This is a genomic window from Streptosporangium sp. NPDC004631 (assembly GCF_053601935.1).
In genome coordinates this window covers 19,863-41,415 of sequence record NZ_JBSGCR010000034.1, presented here as the reverse complement: position 1 = coordinate 41,415, position 21,553 = coordinate 19,863, and the positions used below count along the sequence as shown (strand labels likewise).

At 71.9% G+C, this 21,553-nt stretch carries 15 protein-coding genes and 1 pseudogene; 13 read left to right on the top strand and 3 right to left on the bottom strand.

What is annotated here, in order from left to right:
- Positions 1 to 93: 93 nt before the first annotated feature.
- Entirely contained in the window at positions 94 to 537 is a 444-nt protein-coding gene (locus tag ACWEF2_RS26725) for a hypothetical protein (RefSeq protein ID WP_453819087.1), read from the top strand.
- 130 nt (positions 538 to 667) lie between these two features.
- On the opposite strand, the gene ACWEF2_RS26720 is transcribed toward ACWEF2_RS26725, so the two are convergent.
- Positions 668 to 1,519: a protein phosphatase 2C domain-containing protein gene (locus ACWEF2_RS26720; RefSeq protein WP_453819086.1), complete on the bottom strand. Its 852-nt coding sequence runs from the start codon at positions 1,517 to 1,519 to the stop codon at positions 668 to 670.
- A 595-nt stretch (positions 1,520 to 2,114) separates the two neighbouring features.
- Between ACWEF2_RS26720 and ACWEF2_RS26715 the strand changes: the two genes are divergently transcribed.
- From ACWEF2_RS26715 to ACWEF2_RS26700, 4 genes are all read left to right on the top strand, one after another.
- On the top strand, positions 2,115 to 2,726 hold the full coding sequence (locus tag ACWEF2_RS26715) for a DUF4142 domain-containing protein (protein WP_453819085.1): 612 nt from the start codon (positions 2,115 to 2,117) through the stop codon (positions 2,724 to 2,726).
- Positions 2,727 to 2,857: 131 nt separating this feature from the next.
- Entirely contained in the window at positions 2,858 to 3,088 is a 231-nt protein-coding gene (locus ACWEF2_RS26710) for a ferredoxin (RefSeq protein ID WP_453819084.1), read from the top strand.
- Positions 3,078 to 4,472, top strand: coding sequence for an NAD(P)/FAD-dependent oxidoreductase (locus ACWEF2_RS26705; RefSeq protein WP_453819083.1), 1,395 nt, complete (start codon positions 3,078 to 3,080; stop codon positions 4,470 to 4,472). The genes ACWEF2_RS26710 and ACWEF2_RS26705 overlap by 11 nt, the downstream gene beginning before the upstream one ends.
- Before the next feature lie 39 nt (positions 4,473 to 4,511).
- Positions 4,512 to 5,750 carry a cytochrome P450 gene (locus ACWEF2_RS26700; RefSeq protein ID WP_453819082.1) on the top strand — a complete coding sequence of 413 codons (1,239 nt, stop codon included), beginning with the start codon at positions 4,512 to 4,514 and terminating at the stop codon, positions 5,748 to 5,750.
- Between the two features lie 81 nt (positions 5,751 to 5,831).
- Here ACWEF2_RS26700 and ACWEF2_RS26695 read toward each other — a convergent pair.
- Positions 5,832 to 6,812: pseudogene (locus ACWEF2_RS26695) on the bottom strand (RNA polymerase sigma factor); the annotation flags it as partial.
- Between the two features lie 382 nt (positions 6,813 to 7,194).
- On the bottom strand, positions 7,195 to 7,617 hold the full coding sequence (locus tag ACWEF2_RS26690; protein WP_453819081.1) for an SgcJ/EcaC family oxidoreductase: 423 nt from the start codon (positions 7,615 to 7,617) through the stop codon (positions 7,195 to 7,197).
- A 325-nt stretch (positions 7,618 to 7,942) separates the two neighbouring features.
- Between ACWEF2_RS26690 and ACWEF2_RS26685 the strand changes: the two genes are divergently transcribed.
- The 8 genes from ACWEF2_RS26685 to ACWEF2_RS26650 all read left to right on the top strand — a co-directional run bounded on the left by ACWEF2_RS26685 (position 7,943) and on the right by ACWEF2_RS26650 (position 21,513).
- Entirely contained in the window at positions 7,943 to 8,938 is a 996-nt protein-coding gene (locus ACWEF2_RS26685; protein WP_453819080.1) for a DUF1702 family protein, read from the top strand.
- Between the two features lie 361 nt (positions 8,939 to 9,299).
- Positions 9,300 to 10,283 carry a DUF1702 family protein gene (locus ACWEF2_RS26680; protein ID WP_453819079.1) on the top strand — a complete coding sequence of 328 codons (984 nt, stop codon included), beginning with the start codon at positions 9,300 to 9,302 and terminating at the stop codon, positions 10,281 to 10,283.
- A gap of 3 nt (positions 10,284 to 10,286) precedes the next feature.
- Complete coding sequence (locus ACWEF2_RS26675) at positions 10,287 to 12,275, top strand: CRTAC1 family protein (protein ID WP_453819078.1); 1,989 nt, start codon at positions 10,287 to 10,289, stop codon at positions 12,273 to 12,275.
- Positions 12,276 to 12,280: 5 nt separating this feature from the next.
- Positions 12,281 to 13,270 carry an enediyne biosynthesis protein gene (locus ACWEF2_RS26670; RefSeq protein ID WP_453819077.1) on the top strand — a complete coding sequence of 330 codons (990 nt, stop codon included), beginning with the start codon at positions 12,281 to 12,283 and terminating at the stop codon, positions 13,268 to 13,270.
- The gene (locus ACWEF2_RS26665) at positions 13,267 to 19,029 is read left to right on the top strand and encodes an SDR family NAD(P)-dependent oxidoreductase (RefSeq protein WP_453819076.1); all 5,763 of its coding nucleotides are present in this window, start codon (positions 13,267 to 13,269) and stop codon (positions 19,027 to 19,029) included. The genes ACWEF2_RS26670 and ACWEF2_RS26665 overlap by 4 nt, the downstream gene beginning before the upstream one ends.
- 5 nt (positions 19,030 to 19,034) lie before the next feature.
- Positions 19,035 to 19,463 carry an acyl-CoA thioesterase gene (locus tag ACWEF2_RS26660; RefSeq protein ID WP_453819075.1) on the top strand — a complete coding sequence of 143 codons (429 nt, stop codon included), beginning with the start codon at positions 19,035 to 19,037 and terminating at the stop codon, positions 19,461 to 19,463.
- A gap of 26 nt (positions 19,464 to 19,489) precedes the next feature.
- Positions 19,490 to 20,026, top strand: a complete 537-nt coding sequence (locus tag ACWEF2_RS26655) for a flavin reductase family protein (RefSeq protein WP_453819074.1) — start codon at positions 19,490 to 19,492, stop codon at positions 20,024 to 20,026.
- 83 nt (positions 20,027 to 20,109) lie between these two features.
- Complete coding sequence (locus tag ACWEF2_RS26650) at positions 20,110 to 21,513, top strand: cytochrome P450 (RefSeq protein ID WP_453819073.1); 1,404 nt, start codon at positions 20,110 to 20,112, stop codon at positions 21,511 to 21,513.
- Positions 21,514 to 21,553: the final 40 nt, after the last annotated feature.

The following is a 21,553-nucleotide window of genomic DNA, read 5'->3' as shown; positions in this document are numbered from 1 at the left end:
CGTGCCGCGCCGATGGGTGCGGGTGCCCTGTCCTCTCCGGGGTACGGCGCGGTAACGTCGTGTTGTCGAATCCCGACCACGGAGGGAGACGATATGCCGAACGATCCCGATCACGTGCTCGACGCCATCGACGGAGTCGTCGACGAGTGGCTCGCCATGAGCGAGGACTCCATGCGCTGGGCACCACCGGAGAAGTCGCCGCCCAGACCACGGCTCGCACTGCCCGCGCCACCCCTGCCGCACGTCATGGAGGAACTGCTGCAGGGGGTCGGCGCGCACACCCATGCCGTGGTCGAGGTGTTCCGCCCCCTGGGAGAGGGGGTGATCGGCGCATTCACCTCGCTCTTCGACAACCCCGTTGTGCGGCATTTGCTTGATCCGGCCGACTGGCCCGAGGAGCACGAGCCTCTCGACGTCGTCGAGTACGGCGAACCGGGCCCGGAGTCAGGGCCGGAGGCCACGCCGGAGCGGGAGCGGGGATTCGGGCAGGAGCCTGGATCGCCGCCCGCGGGGGAGAACCGTCCCGGCCCCCGCTAAAAGTCCGTAAAGCGTGGGAAGCCCGTGAGCGCGGGAGGTCCGGGAGGCCCGTGAAACGCGGGAGGCGCGGGAAACTCAGGCCCGCCCGAGTGGAGGGTGTTCCGCTCGGGCGGGGGCCGCGCGGGCTGTTTCAGAGCATCCAGCCGCAGATCGCGGTGCGGTCGCCGTCGTGGGACTCGGCCCGGAAGCTGAGCTGCCAGTAGAACTCCGGTAGGGAGGGCGCGGCCGGCTGCGCCCACCAGGCCGACATCTGGTCGCTGACCTGTTCACCGCGCATCGGCCTGGCCAGGCCGCCCGTGCAGAGGAGCAGCATGTCGCCCTGCTGGAGGTCCACCGTGGCGGTCTGCGCCCGGTCGGCGTCCCGGGGGAGCGTGCCGGGCGCCGGCGCGTCGGGTCCCTCGGCGAAACACGGCGTCCAGCGGCCCCGGCGCAGGAGCATCGCCGTACCGTCGCCGACCCGCGTCACGTGGGCCCGGCGCGCGCCGATGTCGATGACCGAGGCCAGGAGGGTGGTGCGGAGGGTGTCCACCGATACCCGGTCACGCTCGGCCCGCCGGTGGAGGTCGTCGGCGACGTCCTCGAAGAAGTAGGCCGGTGGGGTCCCGTGCTCGACGTGGTCCAGGAGGTCGGCCAGGTTGCCGTACGCGGCCGAGCACGCCTCCGCCGAGCCGACATGCGACAGCTCTCCGCCCCCCGCGCCTCCGGCGACGCATGCGAGGAGCCGGGAGCCGTCGATCTGCCACATGCCCATCGCGTCCTGGCGTGGCGTTCCACGGCGGCGGTGGGCTTCTCCCCTGACCGAGCCCGCCCGGACGGCCAGTCCCGGCAGGTCGGCGCCGTCCAGCTCGCTGTCCGGCCGTTTCCCGGTCACGTCCGGGATCGTGTCGGGAGCCGGACGCGGTGTCGGCACGTGGCCGATGACGAGCGGGTCGAGGATCCTCGCCGCCGGGCTGAATCGTGACCTCGCCTGGAGTCGCTTCACGTTCGCACTTTCTCTTCGATCCGATGTCAGACCGCGTCCACGGAGGGAGGGGGTGTTCCCCTGATCCGGTCGGGGGTGATCAAACGCGCGCCGGTCGAGGCGGACGGCAGGCTCGCGGCGCCCGCGGACACCCCCGCTCTCTCACGGACGGCGCTCTTTCGGTCACTGCAGGAGGCATTGCTCTTATTTCCGACAAATCATTTGATATCGGGAATCAGGTGGGCTGTTGCGGTATGGCGTATGTCAAACCGACGTGGCGGCGGATGGCGGGGTTTACCGCCATCCCGGAAAAATTTACCAACGTGACGTGAGCCGATCCTGCCGGGCGGCATGGATTCCGTCTGTGAGCGGTTAAGTGTGAGAACTATGTGTAAATTACGGTCGGCCGATGCGGAGGTCGTCCATGCTCGGGCAGGCAGGCAGGCGCCGGGTCGGGGTGGGAGGGGGGCGCTTCGCACGGGCCGGGGCCGGAGCTGACTCTTCCCTATAGAGCTTTTGTTAGCATTTACCAATAAATGCTTCTATTTCGGTAAATATCGGCGCATATGGGAAGAAGGTGCTAGTTCCCGGCAAGAACTGATCGACGGAGGTTTCAATGATTCGCAGGATCATCGTCCTGCTGGCCGTCGCGGTGGTCGTACTGGGCGGCAGCGTCAGCGGCGTACTCGCTCAACCGGCGCTCAACCAGCAGGACAAGCAGTTTCTGGCCCAGGCACACCGGTCCAACCTGGCCGAGATCCAGGCGGCGAAGCTCGCCGAGCAGAAGACGAACAACCAGAGCATCCGGACCATCGCCCGGAGACTGATCGCCGACCACGCCAAGCTGGACGCGAGTGTGCAGCGGGTGGCCCGGACGGCCGGGGTGCCGCTGCCGGACAGGCCGGGCCCGAAGCAGGCCGACACGCTCAGCAGGCTGTCGAAGCTGAGCGGGGCGGCCTTCGACGCCGCGTGGCTGAGGGCGCAGGTCGCCGGTCACCGCCAATCCCTCGTCAACATCGGCAAGGAGTTGCAGGGCGGGTCGTCCGCCGAGGTGAAGAACCTTGCCACGACGGCCAAGCCCATCGTGCAGGGACACCTGGAGATGCTGCAGCAGGCCCGGAGCGGCACCGGCGGTTCGCCCTCGCCCCGGAGCACCCCGTCCGGCACCCACCGGGGCACCCCCCGGAGCACTCCCTCCGGCACCCACCCGGCCACGCCGACCCGCTGACCAGGGGGAGAGGGTCGGCAAAGATAGCGCCAAAAGCCGCAACACGGCGATTCCGGATGATGTTTTCCCTGGTCACCGGCCTAGGCTGAGCAACACCTGATGGCCGTACCCGTTGAAGGGACAGCGTCCTCGTGAGGCTTGTCGTCGATCTCAACCGGTGCCAGGGATACGCGCAGTGCGCCTTCCTGGCACCGGACGTCTTCACCATGCACGGCGCGGAGGCCCTGATGTACGCTCCCCGAGCCGATGAGGTCCAGTACGAGCAGGTCATGAGGGCCGTCGCCGCCTGCCCGGTGCAGGCCATCACCGTCGGCCTGGCCGACCCGCAGGTCACCGCCGAGGAGTTCGCCCGTGGCCGCTGACGGAGCTGCGCAGGAGTTCAGGCGCCACGGGCGCGCCGTCGTCGTCGGCGCCTCCCTGGCGGGTCTGCGGGCTGCTGAGGCGCTGCGCGAGGGAGGCTTCACCGGGTCACTGACCGTGATCGGGGACGAGCGGCACGATCCTTACGACCGGCCGCCGCTGTCCAAACAGGTCCTGCTGGGCCGGATATCGGCGGACGACACCGCGCTGCCCCGGCGCCGGGCGATCGACGCCCGGTGGCGGCTGGGGGTGGCCGCCACCGGGCTGGACCTGGCCGAGAGACGGGTGCGCCTGGCGGACGGCGAGGAGGTCGAGTTCGACCGGCTGCTGATCGCCACCGGCGCCCGTGCCCGGCCGTGGTTCAGGGAGACCGAGGCCGCCCTGGACGGGGTCTTCGTCCTGCGTACCCGCGACGACGCGGCCCGGCTCACCCGGCGGCTGTCCACCGGGCCCCGCAGGGTGCTCGTCGTCGGCGCGGGCTTCACCGGCTCCGAGATCGCCTCAGCCTGCCGTGAGCGGGGCCTGGAGGTCACGGTCGCCGAACGCGGGCCCGCCCCCCTGGCGGGAGCGCTCGGCGGGGTGGTCGGCGCGATCGCGGCGGAGTTGCAGCGCGCTCACGGCGTGGACCTGCGCTGTGGCATCACGGTGACGTCGCTCGAAGGCGACATGGCCGGGCGGCTCAGGCGTGCCCACCTGTCCGACGGAGCCGTACTCGACGTCGACGTGGCGGTGATCGGGCTCGGCGCGATACGCAACACCGAGTGGCTCGCCGGCTCCGGACTGGCGGCCGGCCCCAGGGGTATCGCCTGCGACGCCGGATGCCGGGCCTTCGACGTCCACGGCATCGTCACCGACGACGTCTTCGTCGCCGGGGACGTCGCCCGGTCCCCTCACCCGCTCTTCGGATATCAGTTCCTCTCCCTGGAACACTGGGGGAACGCGGTCGCGCAGGCCGAGGTCGCGGCCCACAACATGATCAGCTCCGGGCTCGACCGCCGCCCGCACCTGTGGGTTCCGGCCTTCTGGTCCGCCCAGTTCGGGGTCAACATCAAGTCGGTCGGTGTCCCGCCCCTGGGCGACGAACTCGTCGTCACCCAGGGCGCGCTCGCCGAGCACCGCTTCGTCGCGGCCTACGGCTTCCAGGGCCGTTTCATCGCCGCCGTCGCCTTCGACCAGGCCAGGTGGCTGGACTTCTACCGGGTGCTGATCGAGTCGGCGGCGCCCTTCCCGCCCGTCTTCACCAACGTCGACAGACGGCCGGAGGGGATGCGGCCGGTTCCGGCCGACTTCCCCGACCCCTCCCTGCCCACCCACGGACCCACCGTGACGCTGAGCGGTTACTCGCCCAGCGAGCGGCGGCTCAGTTTCACCCCGGCCCGCGCCTGACGGCGGCCGCCCCGACCGAACACCTTCGAGGACTCCGCGATGACGCCAGCCACCCTGCTGCGGCAGATCACCGACTACGCGAGCCGTGCCAACCCGTACCCGCTCTACGCGGAGCTCCGCAAGACGCCGGTGGCACGCCAGGAGAGCGGCGTGTACACGGTCAGCACCTACTGGGAGATCGCCGGCCTGCTCCAGGATCCGCGGATCAGCTCCGACGCGCGCAACCGCGCTCCACAGGCGATGGGCGGCCCGCTCGCGGAGCCGGAGGAGGGTGCGAACCTGCCCCCCAGCTTCATCGGGCTCGATCCGCCCGAGCACGACCGGCTGCGCAGCCTGGCGATGCGGTCGTTCGGACCGCCGCACACCCCCAGGCGGATCCACGACATGCGCGCGGAGCTCACCCGGATGGTCTCCGGCCTGATCGACGACTTCCAGGGCAGGGACCAGGTCGACATCGTCGACGACCTCGCCTACCCCTTCCCGGTGATGGTGATCTGCAAGCTGCTGGGGGTGCCCCACCAGGACGAGGCGCGCTTCCACGTCTGGGCCGACGCGGTCGTCGCCGGTCTCGAAACCGAACCCGCCGAGGGGGCCGGCGAGCGGCAGCGCGCGGCCCAGCAGGCCCGGTTGGAGCTGGGCCGCTATCTGGCCGGGCTCATCGAGGAACACCGCCGCGTCCCCGGTGACGACATGCTCTCAGCGATGGCCGCCGGTCACGGCCCCGCCGAGCGACTGTCACCGGTCGAACTGGTCACCACCGCCATCCTGCTCCTCATCGCCGGCCATGAGACCACCGTCAACCTCATCGCCAACGGAATGCTGACCCTGCTCCGCCATCCCGATGTCCTCAAGCGGCTGCGGGAGGAGCCCGGCCTGGCCGTACCGCTCGTCGAGGAACTGCTGCGCTACGAGCCGCCGGTGCAACTGATACCCCAGCGCACCGCTCTCACCGACATCGACATCGGCGGCACCACCATCCCCAAGGGGGCGCCGATCTGGCTCGTCGTGGCCTCGGGCAACCGGGATCCCCGGCGCTTCCCCGATCCGGACAGGTTCGATCCCGAACGCCGGGACAACCAGCATCTGGGCTTCGGCAGTGGTGTCCACTACTGCTTCGGCGCGCCGCTGGCCCGGCTGGAGGCGCAGATCGCCCTGGCCGAGCTCGCACGGCGGCTCGGTGACCCCCGGCTCGTGGACGACCCGCCGCCCTACCGGCGCAATCCGGTGCTGCGCGGCCCGCGCCACCTTCAGGTCGCGTTCGACGGCCTCACCGCCTGAGACGGGCGGTCGCCGCACCGGCGCCGGGGAGCCCTCAAGGGGAGCCGGTCGGCGGGACCTTCGAGGGGAGACGCGGCCCCGTCAGCTCAGGTAGTCGCGCAGGGCCTGGGAGCGGGACGGGTGGCGCAGCTTGGTCATCGTCTTGGCCTCGATCTGCCGGATGCGCTCGCGCGTCACGCCGTACACCTTGCCGATCTCGTCCAGCGTCTTCGGCTGGCCGTCGATGAGCCCGAAGCGCATCGACATCACCCCGGCCTCCCGCTCGGAGAGCCCCGCCAGGACCGCGCGCAGCTGCTCCTGCAGCAGGCTGAAGACCACCGCGTCGTCCGGGGTGATCGCCTCTGAGTCCTCGATGAGGTCGCCGAACTCGCTGTCGCCCTCGGTGCCGAGCGGGCTGTGCAGCGAGATCGGCTCGCGTCCGTACTTCTGGATCTCGACGACCTTCTCGGGGGTCATCTCCAGCGCGGTCGCCAGCTCGTCGGGGGTGGGTTCGCGGCCGAGGTCGGAGACCATCTGCCGGTGCAGGCGGGCCAGCTTGTTGATCACCTCGACCATGTGGACCGGGATGCGGATGGTCCGCGCCTGGTCGGCCATGGCCCGGGTGATCGCCTGTTTGATCCACCAGGTGGCGTAGGTGGAGAACTTGAACCCCTTGGTGTAGTCGAACTTCTCGACCGCGCGGATCAGGCCCAGGTTGCCCTCCTGGATCAGGTCCAGGAAGAGCATGCCCCGGCCGGTGTAGCGCTTGGCCAGCGAGACCACCAGGCGAAGGTTGGCCTCCAGCAGGTGGTTCTTGGCCCGGTGGCCGTCCTCGGCGATCCACTCCAGCTCGGCGCGGACGTCGATGGGCAGCCGGTCGTTCTCGACGCTCAGCCGCTCCTGGGCGAACAGCCCCGCCTCGATGCGCTGGGCGATCTCGACCTCCTGCTGGGCGTTGAGCAGGGGGACCTTACCGATCTGCTTGAGGTAGTCCTTGACCGGGTCGGTGGTCGCTCCAGCGGCCGCCGCCAGAGCGCTGGGGATGTCATCATCCTCGTCGGCCAAGATCAGCACGTTGTCCTCAGCGGAGGCCGTCACGGCGATCACACCCTTCATGAAGCCGGCAGGGCAAACACCTGTGCACTTCAAGGTATGTCCTGCGAGGGTGTGCTGCGGCCATGCGGGGCCGGAGAATCCGGTGCGGCGCCGATGTTTCGGCTCTTCCCCGTCTCTGTACCCCGAACCGATGTGGCGTCACCTCGTGATCAGTGACATTTCCCTGCCGGAAAAGGCCCTGCGCACGGTACCGGTCCACTGGGCGGTGGTCGTCCTGCCGCGGGCCGTGGGAGAACGCGACCCCGCCCGGCTCAACCCCTTCGATCTCGTGGTGATGCCGCCGTTTGACGTGCCGATGGAGCCGCCCTCATCGGTCGGGACGACTCCATCGGCGGAGCCGTCCTCGCGGTCAGCCGGTGCCGACGGGGGTGTTCTGGTAGGCCGTGATGAGCCAGTCCTGTTCCCGCCGGATGAGCACCCAGCTCGCCCGGATGGCGCGTTCGGGCGAGACCTCGGTCTCGCCCGGCGCCAGTATGCCGCCCTGCGTGATCAGCAGGGCGGTGTCGGGGCCCAGCGGTTTGAGCGCGAGGGGCTTTCCGGAGACCCGGGTTCCCCGGTAGGGGCCGGCGAACGCCTTCGCCATGAACGAGCGGACCTCCTCGCGGCCCCTCAGATAGACGTCGCCGGGAAGGATGAGGCTTCCGTCCTCGGCGAACATCGCGGCGAACGCGTCGGCGTCGTTTACGGCCCACGCCGCGACGATACGCTCGGGAACGTTCTGTATCGCGGCCTCGTCGCCGGCGAGGATCGCCGACACATTGTCACTGGACATTGTGTTTCCTTCCGCGAAGATTGGCGGGTGTTGGCGGGGTGTTGTCATTTCGACGGCCGCGACATCCGGTGGGGCGCCGCCGGCCGGGTCCAGCCGGCCGCCGATCCTCACCGCCCGACCCTGACATGCCCCCGCTCCCCGGCACATCTCCTGAATTGCGGCGTTGGGAGATCGGCTCCGCCGCCCGGATGGGGGCGGCGGGGAAGCGCCGGGACCGCGACCGGCGCCGCAATCCAGGAGATGCGCCCGGCCGGCCGGCGAACAACCATGAAGTGGTCATGCCGGTGGCGGACGGCCGCCGCCGGCCGGAGGCGGGGAGAGGGCCATGCCGACCATTCTCGGCTCGCTGCGCGGTCTCCTGCTGGCGCCGTCCCTGGCCAAGGTGACCTTCGAAGGGCGAGGCTTCCCGGTCACGCGGTCGGAGGCCACCCAGCGGCTTGAGGCGATCCCCCAGGCGGTGGTCTGCGGGTTCGAGTGGGGCATCAACGCGCGCGACCGGTGGGAGGTCGAACGGCGGCTCGCCATGGTGGATCCCGAACTCCGCGGCTTCGCCTACGAGGGCGCGACGATGGCGTTCACCGTCCTCGACGCGATGGGCGGCGGCCGGGGCGGCCGTACCCGGGACCTGATGCTGGGGCCGGGGCGGCCGCACATCTTCCTCACCTACATCGGCGTCGGCTTCGCCATGGCGCGGCTGCCCCGGCCGCTGTGGAGGAAGGTGGTCCCCGATCTGAGCGGGTCGGAGTACTACCCGGTCATGAGCTGGCTGGCGGTCGACGGATACGGCTTCGACCGCGCCTACTTCGACACCCGGCGCTGGGTCGAGGAGCAGAGGGTGCCCGCGCCCTATCCCTGGGAGGGCTCGCCCGACTACTTCCCCCGGGCACTGGACCAGGGCGTCGGCCGGGCGCTGTGGTTCATCCACGGTGCCCAGGTGGCCGACGTCGCCACCGCGGTGGCGCGTTTCGCCGACCACCGGCGGGCGGACCTGTGGAGCGGGGTGGGGCTGGCGGCGGCGTTCGCCGGCGGCTGCGACCCGGCGGCCCTGGCCGCGCTGCGCCGGGAGGCCGGAGTTCACCGGCCCGAGCTCGCCCAGGGCGTGGTGTTCGCGACCAAGGCCCGTGACCACGCCGGGTTCGTGCCGCCGCACACCGAGACCGCGGCGGCGGCCCTGGCGGACCTGTCCGTCGAGGCCGCCGTCGCGCTCGCCGACGCCACCGCCGTCAACGCCGGGGACTCGGGCGCGGTCCCGCCGTACGAGCTGTGGCGCCGCGCGGTGCGCGCGCACTTCCTCCCGGTGACCGGCCGCCTCCCCGGCTGACCGTCCCGACCGTCCTGATCGCCCTGACCGCTTCGGCTGGTCCAGCCGTCCTGATCGCCTCGACCGCGCCGGTCGCCCCGACCGCTCCTGCCGGTCGCGCCGGTCGTGCCGCGCGGTCGTCCGTCCGGCACGCCCGTCCGGTGGGGCGCGTGTGGTCTACCCGGCCGCCCGAGGGCGTGCGACCGTACGCCGGGACACGCGATCCGGTACGGCCGGGCGACGGCCGGAAATCGCCTTCTCCTTTTTCGGAAAGTTTTCTGTGGATTCGCGTGAGCACGTTTGAAGTAGACAGCGGGTTGGGCTACTTGTGTAGGTTTGTCAAGAGATCGCATTAAGGAGATGGATCTATTCGACGAGGGGCGTGAGACACCAGGTGGCCAATGTCTGGAGGGCGCTGAGGCGCCGTGTTCTGACACCGAGCGTCTCGGCCACTAAACTTGGGACGCGCGGTTTCAATGAGAAAAACCCGGTCGCCGTGAAATTGCTGGAAACGATCGGGGAAACATTTCTCACCGGCTACGCCTACGCGGCCGAGGCGCGCTCTCCCGCCGAAGCCGAGGCGCGCCTGGAAACAATTCCGACGCGATATCGCGGTTTCGCCTACGAGGGGGCGGGGATGGGGTTCGCCGTCCTCGACGCGCTGCCGTTCGGCGGCGGAAAGGTCGCCGGATTCCTCGCGGGCCGGGGTGACGACCACGTCTACATGGTCTACGTCGGGATCGGCTGGGCGATGGCCCGGCTGCCGAGGTTCCGATGGCCCGAGCTCTCCACGTCCGACCCGCTGCTGCGCTGGCTCGTGCTCGACGGGTACGGCTTCCACCAGGCATACTTCCGCACCGATCGTTACGTGCGCGCCCAGTTCCAGGACCCGCGCCTCCCGTGGACGGCCGACCGCTTCCAGTGGTACGCCAACCGGGCCGTCGACCAGGGCGTCGGGCGGGCCATGTGGTTCGTCGGCGGCGCCGACGCCGGCCTCGTCGCCACGATGATCGAGAAATTCCCCGAGTCCCGCCGGGCCGACCTGTACGCCGGTGCCGGGCTGGCCGCCGGCTACGCGGGCGGCGCCGACGAGGAGGAACTGCTGGCCTTCTGGCAGCGCGCCGGCCGGTACCGCCCCCAGGTCGCCCAGGGCTGCGCGTTCGCGGCCGAGGCCCGGCTGCGGGCCGGGCTGGTGGTGCCGCACACGCTGGCCGTCACCCGGGTGTTCTGCGACATGACGCCGGAGCAGGCGGCACGGATCAGTGAGAAGGCCCGCCCCGAACAGCCCGTCCAGGGTGATGTACCGGCCTACGAGGTGTGGCGGCGGCGCATCGCCGACGAGTTCGTATCCCTTGGGAGGTGTTAGGACGTGACCGCGACAGTTGGCCTGCTGCGCAGGCAGTTACCGGGAATCGTCGCTCTCGTGCTGATCGTGAGCACATTCCTGGTGGCCCGTCTGCCGTCGCCCTCGGCCGCCGAGACGGGCCTCCTGGCGAGCAGGTACGCGTTCGCGCCGATGTCCGTCGCGCTGCCGGGAGGTTTCCGGCAGCAGGGGATCCGCAAGGTGAACCCGGACTACGAGCACATCGACGCGTGGATCTCCTCGGTCGGGGCGGCGATCGCGATGAACGACCTCGACGGCGACGGTCTCTCCAACGACCTGTGCCTCGTCGACCCGCGCATCGACCGGGTCGTGGTCACCCCGGCACCCGGCGGACGCGCGGACCGATACGCGCCGTTCGCACTGGAGACCGGCGCGCTGCCGATGAACGACCACATCGCGCCCATGGGCTGCGTCCCGGCCGACCTCAACGAGGACGGCCGCCTGGACCTGCTCGTCTACCTGTGGGGCCGCACGCCGATCCTCTACCTCGCCAGGGCCGAGGCCGGCGGCCTCGACGCCGCCGCCTACCAGGCGACCGAGCTGGTTCCGGGCGCGAACGCCGTCGGCGGCACCTACACCGGGCCGCAGTGGAACACCAACGCCGCCACCGTCGCCGACTTCGACGGGGACGGGCACGACGACGTCTTCATCGGCAACTACTTCCCCGAGAGCCCGGTGCTCGACTCCCGCAACGGCGGCGTCGTGCACATGAACCACTCGATGTCCAACGCGCACAACGGCGGTGAGGACTACTTCTTCCGCTGGGCCTCGGCCACCGCGAGCCCCCGGCGGCCCTCGGTCACCTACCAGAGGCTCGACGACGTCCTGCCCAGGGTCGCGTCGAAGGGCTGGGAGCTCGCCGCCGCCGCCACCGACCTCGACGGCGACCAGCTCCCCGAGCTGTATCTCGGCAACGACTTCGGTCCCGACCGGATGTTCTACAACCGGTCCACACCGGGGCACATCAGGCTCTCCCTCGTGGAGGGCGTGCGCACGCCGCTGATCCCCAAGTCCAAGACTGTCGGCCACGACTCCTTCAAGGGCATGGGCGTCGACTTCGGCGACCTCGACGGCGACGGCGTCTACGACATGTTCGTCAGCAACATCACCACGTCGTTCGGCATCGAGGAGAGCAACTTCCAGTTCATGTCCACGGCCAGGGACCAGGCCGACCTGCGCGCGAGGCTGCGCGAGGGCGAGGCGCCCTGGGAGGACCGCAGCGCCCAGGCGGGCACCGCCTGGTCCGGCTGGGGATGGGACGTCAAGATAGACGACTTCGACAACAGCGGCGTCCCCGCGATCGTCCAGGCCACCGGGTTCGTCAAGGGCGAGGTCGACCGGTGGCCGCAGCTGCAGGAGCTGGCCACGGCCAACGACCAGCTGCTGCAGAACCCCTACTGGTGGCCGAACCTGCGGGCCGGCGACGACCTCGCGGGAACCCAGGCACTGCACTTCTTCGTCAAGGGGAGCGACGGCCGCTACGTCGACCTGGCCGGGCGGCTCGGCCTGGCCGTACCGGTGCCCACCCGGGGGATCGCCACCGGTGACGCCGACGGCGACGGCCGGATCGACTTCGCGGTCGCCAGGCAGTGGGCCGAGCCGGTCTTCTACCACAACCGGAGCCCGGCACCCGGCGCCTTCCTCGGACTGCGGCTGACCCGCGAGGCCGCGCCGGCCGCGGGGGCCACGAAGGCCGCGGGGACGCTGCCGGCTCCCGGCTCACCGGTGACCGGCGCACAGGTCACCGTGACGACCCCGGACGGGCGCAGACTCATCGGCCGGGTCGACGGTGGCAGCGGCCACTCCGGCAAGCGCAGCAGCGACGTGCACATCGGGCTGGGCCCGAACGTCACCGGGCCGGTGCGGGCGCACCTGCGGTGGCGCGACCGAACCGGACAGGTACACGACCAGGATCTTCAGCTGACCCCGGGCTGGCACTCGCTCCAGCTCGGCCGGCAGGCCAGGGAGAAGTGATCGACATGTCTGACAAGACGCCCGCCGTCCCGCGTCACGACCCGAAGGTCACCATCGCGCTGCGCAACTTCGCGATGTCGATCACGGTCTTCAACATCGTCGGCTACACGCTCCTCGGGTTCGAGCAGCCCTGGCTGTGGCCCTTCGTCGCCCTGGCCGTCGGCTACACCGTGGAGATCGGGCTGGAGTACATCGCGGCCCGGGTGGACGGGCGCGCGCCGCGCTTCGCGGGCAACGGCACGCGCGGCCTCATGGAGTTCCTCTACCCCGCCCACATCACCAGCCTCGCCATGAACATGCTGATCTACGTCAACGACCAGGTGCTGGTACTGATCTTCGGGGTCACCGTCGCGGTCGGCACCAAGTGGGTGCTGCGGGCTCCGGTACGCGGCAGGCTGCGGCACTTCATGAACCCGTCGAACTTCGGCATCGCGGTCATCCTGCTGATCCTGCCCTGGGCCAGCATCGCGCCGCCCTACCACTTCACCGAGAACGTCGACACCTGGATCGACTGGCTCATCCCGGGGCTCATCATCCTCGGCGGCAGCATGATCAACGGAAAGCTCACCGGCCGGATGTGGCTGATCGCCGCCTGGGTGGGCGGCTTCGCCCTCCAGTCGATCGTCCGCGGCGTCTTCTTCGACACCTCCATCGCCGGGGCGCTGGGCACCATGACCGGCGTCGCCTTCATCCTCTTCAGCAACTACATGATCACCGACCCGGGCACCAGCCCGTCCCGGCCGGCGGCGCAGATGGCCTTCGGCGGCGGCGTCGCCCTGACCTACGGCTTCTACACCGCCGTGCACATCCCCTACGGGCTCTTCTTCGCCACCGCCACCGTCTGCCTGATCCGCGGGGCCTTCCTCTGGTCGCTGTACCTGGTCGACCGGGCGCGTGAGCAGCGCGAGGCACAGGAACACCGTACGGCCGGCGACGCGATCGCCCAGAACGCCTCCGGCCCCCCGAGCACCGGAAAAGAGGTCGCCTCGGTATGACCAGGATCGCGATCGTCGGCATGGCGTGCCGCTACCCGGATGCCGCGTCGCCGAGGGAACTGTGGGAGAACGTCCTCGCCGGACGCCGCGCCTTCCGCCGGCTGCCCGACGCGCGCATGCGGCTGGAGGACTACTGGGACGCCGACCCCGCGGCCCCCGACCGCTTCTACGCGCGCAACGCGGCGGTCATCGAGGGCTACGAGTTCGACCGGATCGGTTACAAGATCGCCGGGAGCACCTACCGCTCGACCGACCTGACCCACTGGCTGGCGCTCGACACGGCGGCGCTGGCCCTGGCCGACGCGGGCTTCCCCCGGGGCGAGGGACTGCCGGGGGAACGCACCGGTGTGGTGGTGGGCAACACCCTCACCGGCGAGTTCGCCCGGGCCAACCTGATGCGGCTGCGCTGGCCGTACGTACGCCGGACGGTCGCCGCCGCGCTCAAGGGGCAGGGGTGGGGCGACGACGCGCTGGCCGGGTTCCTCGACGACCTGGAGGTCACCTACAAAAGCCCGTTCCCCGTGCCCGACGAGGACACCCTCGCGGGCGGCCTGTCCAACACGATCGCCGGGCGGATCTGCAACCACTTCGACCTCAAGGGCGGCGGCTACACCGTGGACGGCGCCTGCTCCTCCTCGCTGCTCTCGGTGGTCACGGCCTGCAGGACGCTTCTCGACGGCGACGTCGACGTCGCGATCGCCGGCGGGGTCGACCTGTCCATCGACCCGTTCGAGATAGTGGGGTTCGCCAAGACCGGCGCCCTGGCCAGGGGTGAGATGCGGCTCTACGACCGCCGGTCCAACGGCTTCTGGCCGGGTGAGGGCTGCGGGATGGTCGTGCTGATGCGCGAGGACGACGCGGGGGAGGCCGGGCACCGCGTCTACGCCACCATCGCCGGGTGGGGTGTCTCCTCCGACGGCAAGGGCGGCATCACCCGGCCCGAGGTCGCCGGATACCGGCTGGCGCTGCGGCGCGCCTACCGGCGGGCCGGGTTCGGCATCGACACCGTGGCCATGTTCGAGGGCCACGGCACCGGCACCGAGGTCGGCGACCGGACCGAGCTCACCGCGCTCACCCTGGCCAGGGCCGCGGCCGGTCCCGCGGGCTTCCGGGCCGCGATCAGCTCGATCAAGGGGCTGATCGGGCACACCAAGGCCGCCGCCGGGGTGGCCGGCCTGATCAAGGCCGCGATGGCGGTCCACCACCGGGTGCTGCCGCCGACCACCGGCTGCGTCGAGCCCCATCCCGTGCTGGAGGAGGAGACGGCGCAGCTGCGGGTGCTGCGCAGGGCGGAGCCGTGGCCGGTCGGCGCCCCGCTGCGCGCGGGCGTCACGGCCATGGGATTCGGCGGCATCAACACCCACGTGGTACTGGAGAAGGACGCCTCCGAGGACTCCCGCCGTCGCGTCTCGCTCGACACCCGCACCAGAGCGCTGGTCTCCTCGGTCCAGGACGTGGAACTGCTGCTCCTCGACGGTGGGTCGCCACCGGAGCTGCGTGAGCGCCTGGTGCGGCTGCTCGACTTCGTGCCGGGCCTGTCCTACGCCCAGCTCGCGGACCTGGCCGCCACGCTCCAGCGCGAGCTGACCGGCCTGCCGTACCGGGCGGCCGTCGTCGTCTCCTCACCCGAGGACGCCGAGCGGCGGCTGCGCCGTGTGCTGGAGGCCCTCGACACGGGGGAGATCCCGCTGTTCGCGGCGGACGGCCGCGGCTTCCTCGGCCAGGTGAGCGGGCCCGGCCGGATCGGCTACCTCTTTCCCGGCCAGGGATCGGGGCGGGGCACCAGCGGCGGCGCGCTGCGCCGGCGCCTCGCCGAGGTGGAGGAGATCTACCTCAACGCGGCACTGCCCGCGGACGGCGACATGGTCGCGACCGCGGTCGCGCAGCCGCGCATCGTCACCGGCTCGATGGCCGGGCTGCGCGCCCTGGCCGTCCTCGGCCTTGAGGCGGGCGTCGCGGTCGGCCACAGCCTCGGCGAGATCTCGGCGCTGCGGTGGGCCGGCGCGATGGACGAGGAGGCCCTGCTCCGGGTGGCCGCCGTCCGGGGCCGGACCATGGCCACCCGCAGCGCCTCCGGCACCATGGCGGGCATCGCCGCCTCCGCCGACCGGGTCACCGCCCTCATGACCGGCCTGCCCGTCGTGATCGCCGGTTACAACGGGCCCGAGCAGACCGTCGTCGCCGGGCCGGACGACGCCGTGCGGGCCGTCGGCCGCAGAGCCGTGGCCGAGGGCGCGCAGTGGACTCCGCTACAGGTGTCGCACGCCTTCCACTCACCGCTGATGGCGGACGCCGCCGACGCCTTCGGCGAGCGGCTGGCCGACGAGGAGTTCGGCAGGGTCGGGCTCCGGGTCGTCTCCACGGTCACCGGGGAGGCGCTGCCCGCCGACACCGACATCCCGGCACTGCTGCGGCGGCAGGTCACCGACCCCGTGCTGTTCGCACAGGCGGTGGAGCTGGCGGCCAAGGACATCGACCTGTTCGTCGAGGTCGGCCCCGGACGGGTGCTCAGCGGGCTGGTCGGCGCGGTGACCGATGTGCCCTCGGTCGCGCTGGACACCGACGACGAGTCGCTGGCGGGGCTGCTGAGAGTGGTCGCGGCGGCCTACGTGGCCGGCGCCCCGGTCGCGCCCGAGGCGCTCTTCCACGGCCGGCTGACCCGGCCCCTGCGGATCGGCGCGGAGTTCGCCTTCTTCGAGAGCCCCTGCGAGCAGGTACCGCCGCTCCCGGTCCCGGCCGTGGCCAGAACCGTCACCGCGGCCGAGGCGCCGCCGCCGCGGCGGAGCACCGGTGAGGCCGCCGTCGACCTGCTGCGCAGGCTGGCGGCCGAGCGCGCCGAGCTGCCGGTGGACATGGTGCGCGGTGACAGCCACCTCCTCGACGACCTGCACCTGAGCTCGATCACGGTGGGGCAGATCGTCAACCAGGCGGCCCGGCGCCTGGGCCTGTCGCCGGCCCAGGCCCCGACCAACTTCGCCACCGCGACCGTGCTCGAACTGGCCGAGGCGCTGGACACGCTGGCCGAGACCGACCGGGCCGCCGACACCGGCCCCGCCCCGACGGTGACCGGTGCCGCCGCGTGGGCCAGGCCCTTCGCGCTCGACCTCGACGAGCTGCCGCCGCCGGTGGCGCGGGTACGGGAGGGGAACGGTCCCTGGCGGCTCCACGCGGCCGGCGACCACCCGTTCGCCGAACGGCTCCGCCGGGAGCTGGAGCGCGCGAACCTGGGCGGGGGAGTCCTGGTCTGCCTGCCCCCGGACTGCGCCGAACAGGACCTGGAACAGGCGCTGCTGGGCGCGAAGGCCGCCGTCGCCGCCGGTCCCGGCAGCCGGTTCGTCCTGGTCCAGCACGGCCGGGGCGCGGCGGGCCTGGCCAGGACGCTCTCGCTGGAGGCGCCCCACCTGCGCGTCACCGTCGTGCACACGCCGGTGACGCCCGAGGCGGCCGGCTGGGTGGTCGCCGAGGCGGCGGCGACCACGCGTTACGCCGAGGCGCACTACGACGGCCACGGCGTACGGCGGGTGCCGACCCTGCGCGCGATGCCGGTACGGCCGGCCCGCACCCACCGGCCGCTGGACGACTCCGACGTGCTCCTGGTGACCGGTGGAGGCAAGGGCATCACCGCGGAGTGCGCGCTGGCGCTGGCATCCGACAGTGGTGCCGCGCTGATCGTCCTCGGCCGTTCCGACCCCGAGGGGGATCGGGAGCTCGCGGCCAACCTGCGCCGGATGGCGGACACCGGCGTGACCGTCGAATACGCCAGGGCCGACGTCACGGATCCCGGCCGGGTGCGTGAGGCGGTCGCCGCGGCCACCCGGGAGACCGGGCCGGTCACCGCGGTGCTGCACGGCGCCGGCCGTAACGAGCCGGGCGCGCTGACCGGCCTCGACATGGCCGCCTTCCGCCGCACCCTCGCCCCCAAGGTCGACGGACTGCGGGCCGTGCTCGACGCGATCGACCCGGACGGGCTGCGGCTGCTCGTGACGTTCGGCAGCATCATCGGCCGGGCCGGGCTCCGCGGTGAGGCGCACTACGCCACCGCGAACGAGTGGCTGGCGAGCCTCACCCAGGAGGTGGCGGAACGGCACCCGCGCTGCCGCACCCTGTGCATGGAGTGGTCGGTCTGGTCCGGTGTCGGCATGGGCGAGCGGCTGGCGGTCGTCGAGGCCCTGTCCCGTGACGGCGTCGCCCCCATCACCCCCGACCAGGGGGTGCGGATCATGCGACGGCTGGTCGCCGATCCCGACGCGCCGGCCGTGGTGGTGATCAGCGGGCGCACCGAGGGCGTCGGCACCGTCCGCCGCGACCTGCCGGCGCTGCCGCTGCTGCGCTTCGTCGGCAGGCCGCTGATCCGCTACCACGGTGTCGAACTGGTCACCGAGGTGGAGCTGAACGCGGGCACCGACCTCTATCTCGCCGACCACCGCCTCGACGGCAACCTGCTCTTCCCCGCGGTGTTCGGCATGGAGGCGATGACCCAGGTCGCCGTCGCGGCCACCGGGTGGGCCGGGCCGCCGACGATCGAGGGGGCGGAGTTCCCGCGGCCCGTCGTGGTGCCGCCGGACGGCACCACGACGATCCGGATCGCGGCGACCGTCACCGACGACGACACCGTCGAGGTGGCCGTCCGCAGCGCGGAGACCGGCTTCGACGCCGACCACTTCCGGGCCACGCTCCGCTTCCCCGGCGCCGCGGCGCCCGGCGGGCCGCCGGACCAGGCCGGCGACGGCCTGCCGGTGGTGCCGCTGGACCCGGCGGCGGACCTGTACGGCGGCGTCCTCTTCCAGGGCGGTCGTTTCCAGCGGCTCCGCCGCTATCACCGGGCCGCCGCCCGGCACGTCGACGCGGACGTGGCGGCGTGGGAGTCGGCCGACTGGTTCTCCGGCTTCCTCCCCGGTGAGCTGCTGCTCGGCGACCCCGGCATGCGCGACGCGCTGATGCACGGCAACCAGGTGTGCGTGCCGGACGCCACGCTGCTGCCGGCCGGGATCGAGCGGGTGTACCCCGGCGGGGCCGCGCTGGCCGAGGCGGGCGAGCTGCGCTACTGCGCCACCGAACGGCGCCGCGACGGCGACACCTACGTCTACGACATCGCGGTGCGCACCGGCGCGGGCGAGGTCGTCGAGCGGTGGGAGGGCCTGCGCCTGCGGGCCGTGCGCAAGGGAGACGGGCGCGGGCCGTGGGTGGCCCCGCTGCTCGGGCCGTACCTGGAACGCGCGCTGGAGGACCTGCTCGGCACGCGGGTGGCGGTCGCCGTCGAGCCGCACGGCCCGGGGGAGCGCCGCGCCCGGACCGCCGTGGCCGCCGGGCGTGCCCTCGGTCACCCGGCCGAGATCCGCTACCGTCCGGACGGGCGGCCCGAGCTCGGCGGCGGCCGGGCGATCTCGGCGTCCCACGGGGCGGGGGTGACCCTCTGCGTCACGGCCGCCGGCACCGTGGGCTGCGACGTCGAGGCGGTGACCGAACGTCCGGTGCGGACCTGGGAGGGGCTGCTCGGCCCGCGCCTGCGGCTCGCCGAGCTGGTCGCGATGGAACTCGGCGGAAGCCTGGAGGCCGCGGCGACGCGGGTGTGGTCCGCCGCCGAGTGCCTGCGGAAGGCCGGTCTCCCCCCGGACGCCCCGCTCACCTGGACCCCGGCGGGGCAGGGCCCCTGGACGGTCTTCGCCTCCGGCGCGTCGCGGATCGCGACACTCCTCACGGCTCTGCGGGACGTCCCCGGCCCCGTCGTGTTCGCGGTCCTCACCGAGGGGCGGTCGTAGCCGCCATGGGCAACTACTTCGAGTATCTGCACACGGTCGGCTTCGAGGAGACCAACATCGTGGGCAACGTCTACTACGTCAACTACCTGCGCTGGCAGGGGCGTTGCCGGGAGATGTTCCTGAAGCTCCGCGCGCCGGACGTGCTCGCCGAGCTCCAGGCCGACCTGAAACTCTTCACCCTGAAGGTCGACTGTGAGTTCTTCTCCGAGATCACCGCCTTCGACGATCTCGCCATCAGGATGCGCCTGATCGACCTGGCCCAGACCCAGCTTGAGTTCGGCTTCGACTACGTCCGGCTCGACCTGGGCGAACGGGAGACGCTCATCGCCCGCGGCCGGCAGCGGGTGGCGTGCATGCGGGGGCCCAACAGCCGCACCGTCCCCGCCAGGGTCCCCGAGTCGCTGACCCGTGCCCTCGAACCCTACCTGTCCTAGGCGCGGGCCCGACTGGAGAGAGCAGCATGAGCGTCAGTCCTGAGCCGCCCGGCGACGTGACGGACCCGAAAGTGATGCGACGCGCGTTCGGGAAGTTCGCCACCGGCGTCACCGTGGTGACCGTCGGCGGCGGCACCCCGCACGCCATGACCGCGAACTCCTTCACCTCGGTCTCGCTCGACCCGCCGCTCGTGCTGGTCTGCGTCGGCCGGAGCGGGGTCATGCACGGCCGCCTCACCGCCGCCGGCTCCTTCGGGGTATCCGTGCTGGCCGCCCACCAGGAGTCCGTGGCCCGGCGTTTCGCCAACCGATGGCGGACCCTGGGCCCGGCCCAGTTCGACGCCGTCGACTGGCTGCCCGGCGACCTCACCGGCGCGCCGTTGCTCACCGGCACCCTCGCGAGGTTCGAGTGCGAGCTGTGGCGCACCCACGACGGCGGCGACCACACGATCTTCATCGGCAGGGTGCTCTCCCTGGAGCAGCAGGACGACCGGGAGGCCCTGCTGTTCTTCCACGGCAGGTTCCGCCGGATCATCCCCGACCGGAGTGAGGTGAGGGCCTGACCTGCCCCGCACACCGCCGGGTCGCCCCGGCGCCGCGCCTCCCCCGGGGCCCGAACCCGGGGACTCCACGCTGGAGGTATTCGATGAGCCTGACCAGACGACGTGCCGGGGCCGTACCGGCGAGATCGTCTCCGCTCCCCGGCACCGGCCCGGTGCCGCCCGGGCCGCCGCGCAGGGCGGCGCTCGGCCTGTTCGTGAAGCTGACCCGCGACCGGCTCGCGCTGATGACGTCGGCCGCGGCGGAGTACGGCGACGCGGTCCGGATCTCCCTCGGGCCCAAGACGCTCTACTTCTTCAACCATCCCGACCACGCCAAGCACGTGCTGGCCGACAACAGCGCCAACTACCACAAGGGGATCGGCCTGGCCCAGGCCCGCCGAGCCCTCGGCGACGGGCTGCTGACCAGTGAGGGAGAGCTGTGGCGCGAGCAGCGCCGGATGATCCAGCCGGCGTTCCAGCACCGGAGGATCGCCCAGCAGGCGGGGGCCGTCGCCGAGGAGGCGGCCGGCCTGGTGGACAGGCTGCGGGCGCACCGGGACGGTCGGCCGGTCGACGTGCTCCAGGAGATGACCGGGCTCACCCTCGGCGTGCTCGGCCGTACCCTGCTCGACGCCGACCTCGGCGCCTTCGGCTCGGTGGCGCACTCGTTCGAGGCCGTGCAGGATCAGGCGATGTTCGAGATGGTGACGCTGGGCGCGGTGCCGATGTGGCTTCCCCTGCCCAAGCAGCTGCGTTTCCGCCGGGCCCGCAGGGATCTGCAACGGGTCGTCGACCGGCTGGTGGCCCAGCGTACGGCGCGCCGGGGCGAGGAGGGCGACGACGTGCTCTCCCGTCTGATCGTCTCGACCCGGCGGGAGCGCGACGGCCGGGTCGGCCGGCAGCGGATGAGGGACGAGCTGATCACACTGCTCCTCGCCGGGCACGAGACGACGGCCAGCACGCTGGGCTGGACCTTCCACCTGGTCGACCGGCACCCGGAGGTCTGGTCGAGGTTGCACGCCGAGGCGGCCGAGGTGCTCGGCGACCGGCGGCCGGTCTATGAGGATCTGCGCCGGCTGAGGTACACGGCGATGGTCGTGGAGGAGGCCATGCGGCTCTACCCGCCCGTGTGGATCCTGACGCGCCAGGCCCAGGAGGACGACGAGGTCGGCGCCTATCACGTGCCGGCCGGCTCCGACGTGCTGATCTGCCCCTACACGCTGCACCGGCACCCGGGCCTGTGGGAGGACCCCGAGCGCTTCGACCCCGAGCGCTTCGATCCGGACCGTGCCCCGGCCCGTCCCCGGTACGCCTACATCCCGTTCGGCGCGGGGCCCCGGTTCTGCGTCGGCAACAGCCTCGGCATGATGGAGGCCGTCTTCGTGGTCGCGATGATCGCGCGGGACCTCCGGCTGGTCGGGGTGCCCGGCAGGGAGGCGATCGCCGAGCCCATGCTCTCCCTCCGGATGCGCGGCGGGCTGCCGATGACGGTGCACCCGGTGAGATGACGACGGCCGCAGGCCTCTTTGGCTGCGGCCGTGCTCCGAC

Coding starts and splice junctions, on each gene's coding strand:
- ACWEF2_RS26725 (WP_453819087.1), top strand. CDS start 94: ATGCCGAACGATCCCGATCACGTGCTCGACGCCATCGACGGAGTCGTC.
- ACWEF2_RS26715 (WP_453819085.1), top strand. CDS start 2,115: ATGATTCGCAGGATCATCGTCCTGCTGGCCGTCGCGGTGGTCGTACTG.
- ACWEF2_RS26700 (WP_453819082.1), top strand. CDS start 4,512: ATGACGCCAGCCACCCTGCTGCGGCAGATCACCGACTACGCGAGCCGT.
- ACWEF2_RS26690 (WP_453819081.1), bottom strand. CDS start 7,617: ATGTCCAGTGACAATGTGTCGGCGATCCTCGCCGGCGACGAGGCCGCG.
- ACWEF2_RS26685 (WP_453819080.1), top strand. CDS start 7,943: ATGCCGACCATTCTCGGCTCGCTGCGCGGTCTCCTGCTGGCGCCGTCC.
- ACWEF2_RS26670 (WP_453819077.1), top strand. CDS start 12,281: ATGTCTGACAAGACGCCCGCCGTCCCGCGTCACGACCCGAAGGTCACC.
- ACWEF2_RS26665 (WP_453819076.1), top strand. CDS start 13,267: ATGACCAGGATCGCGATCGTCGGCATGGCGTGCCGCTACCCGGATGCC.
- ACWEF2_RS26660 (WP_453819075.1), top strand. CDS start 19,035: ATGGGCAACTACTTCGAGTATCTGCACACGGTCGGCTTCGAGGAGACC.
- ACWEF2_RS26655 (WP_453819074.1), top strand. CDS start 19,490: ATGAGCGTCAGTCCTGAGCCGCCCGGCGACGTGACGGACCCGAAAGTG.
- ACWEF2_RS26650 (WP_453819073.1), top strand. CDS start 20,110: ATGAGCCTGACCAGACGACGTGCCGGGGCCGTACCGGCGAGATCGTCT.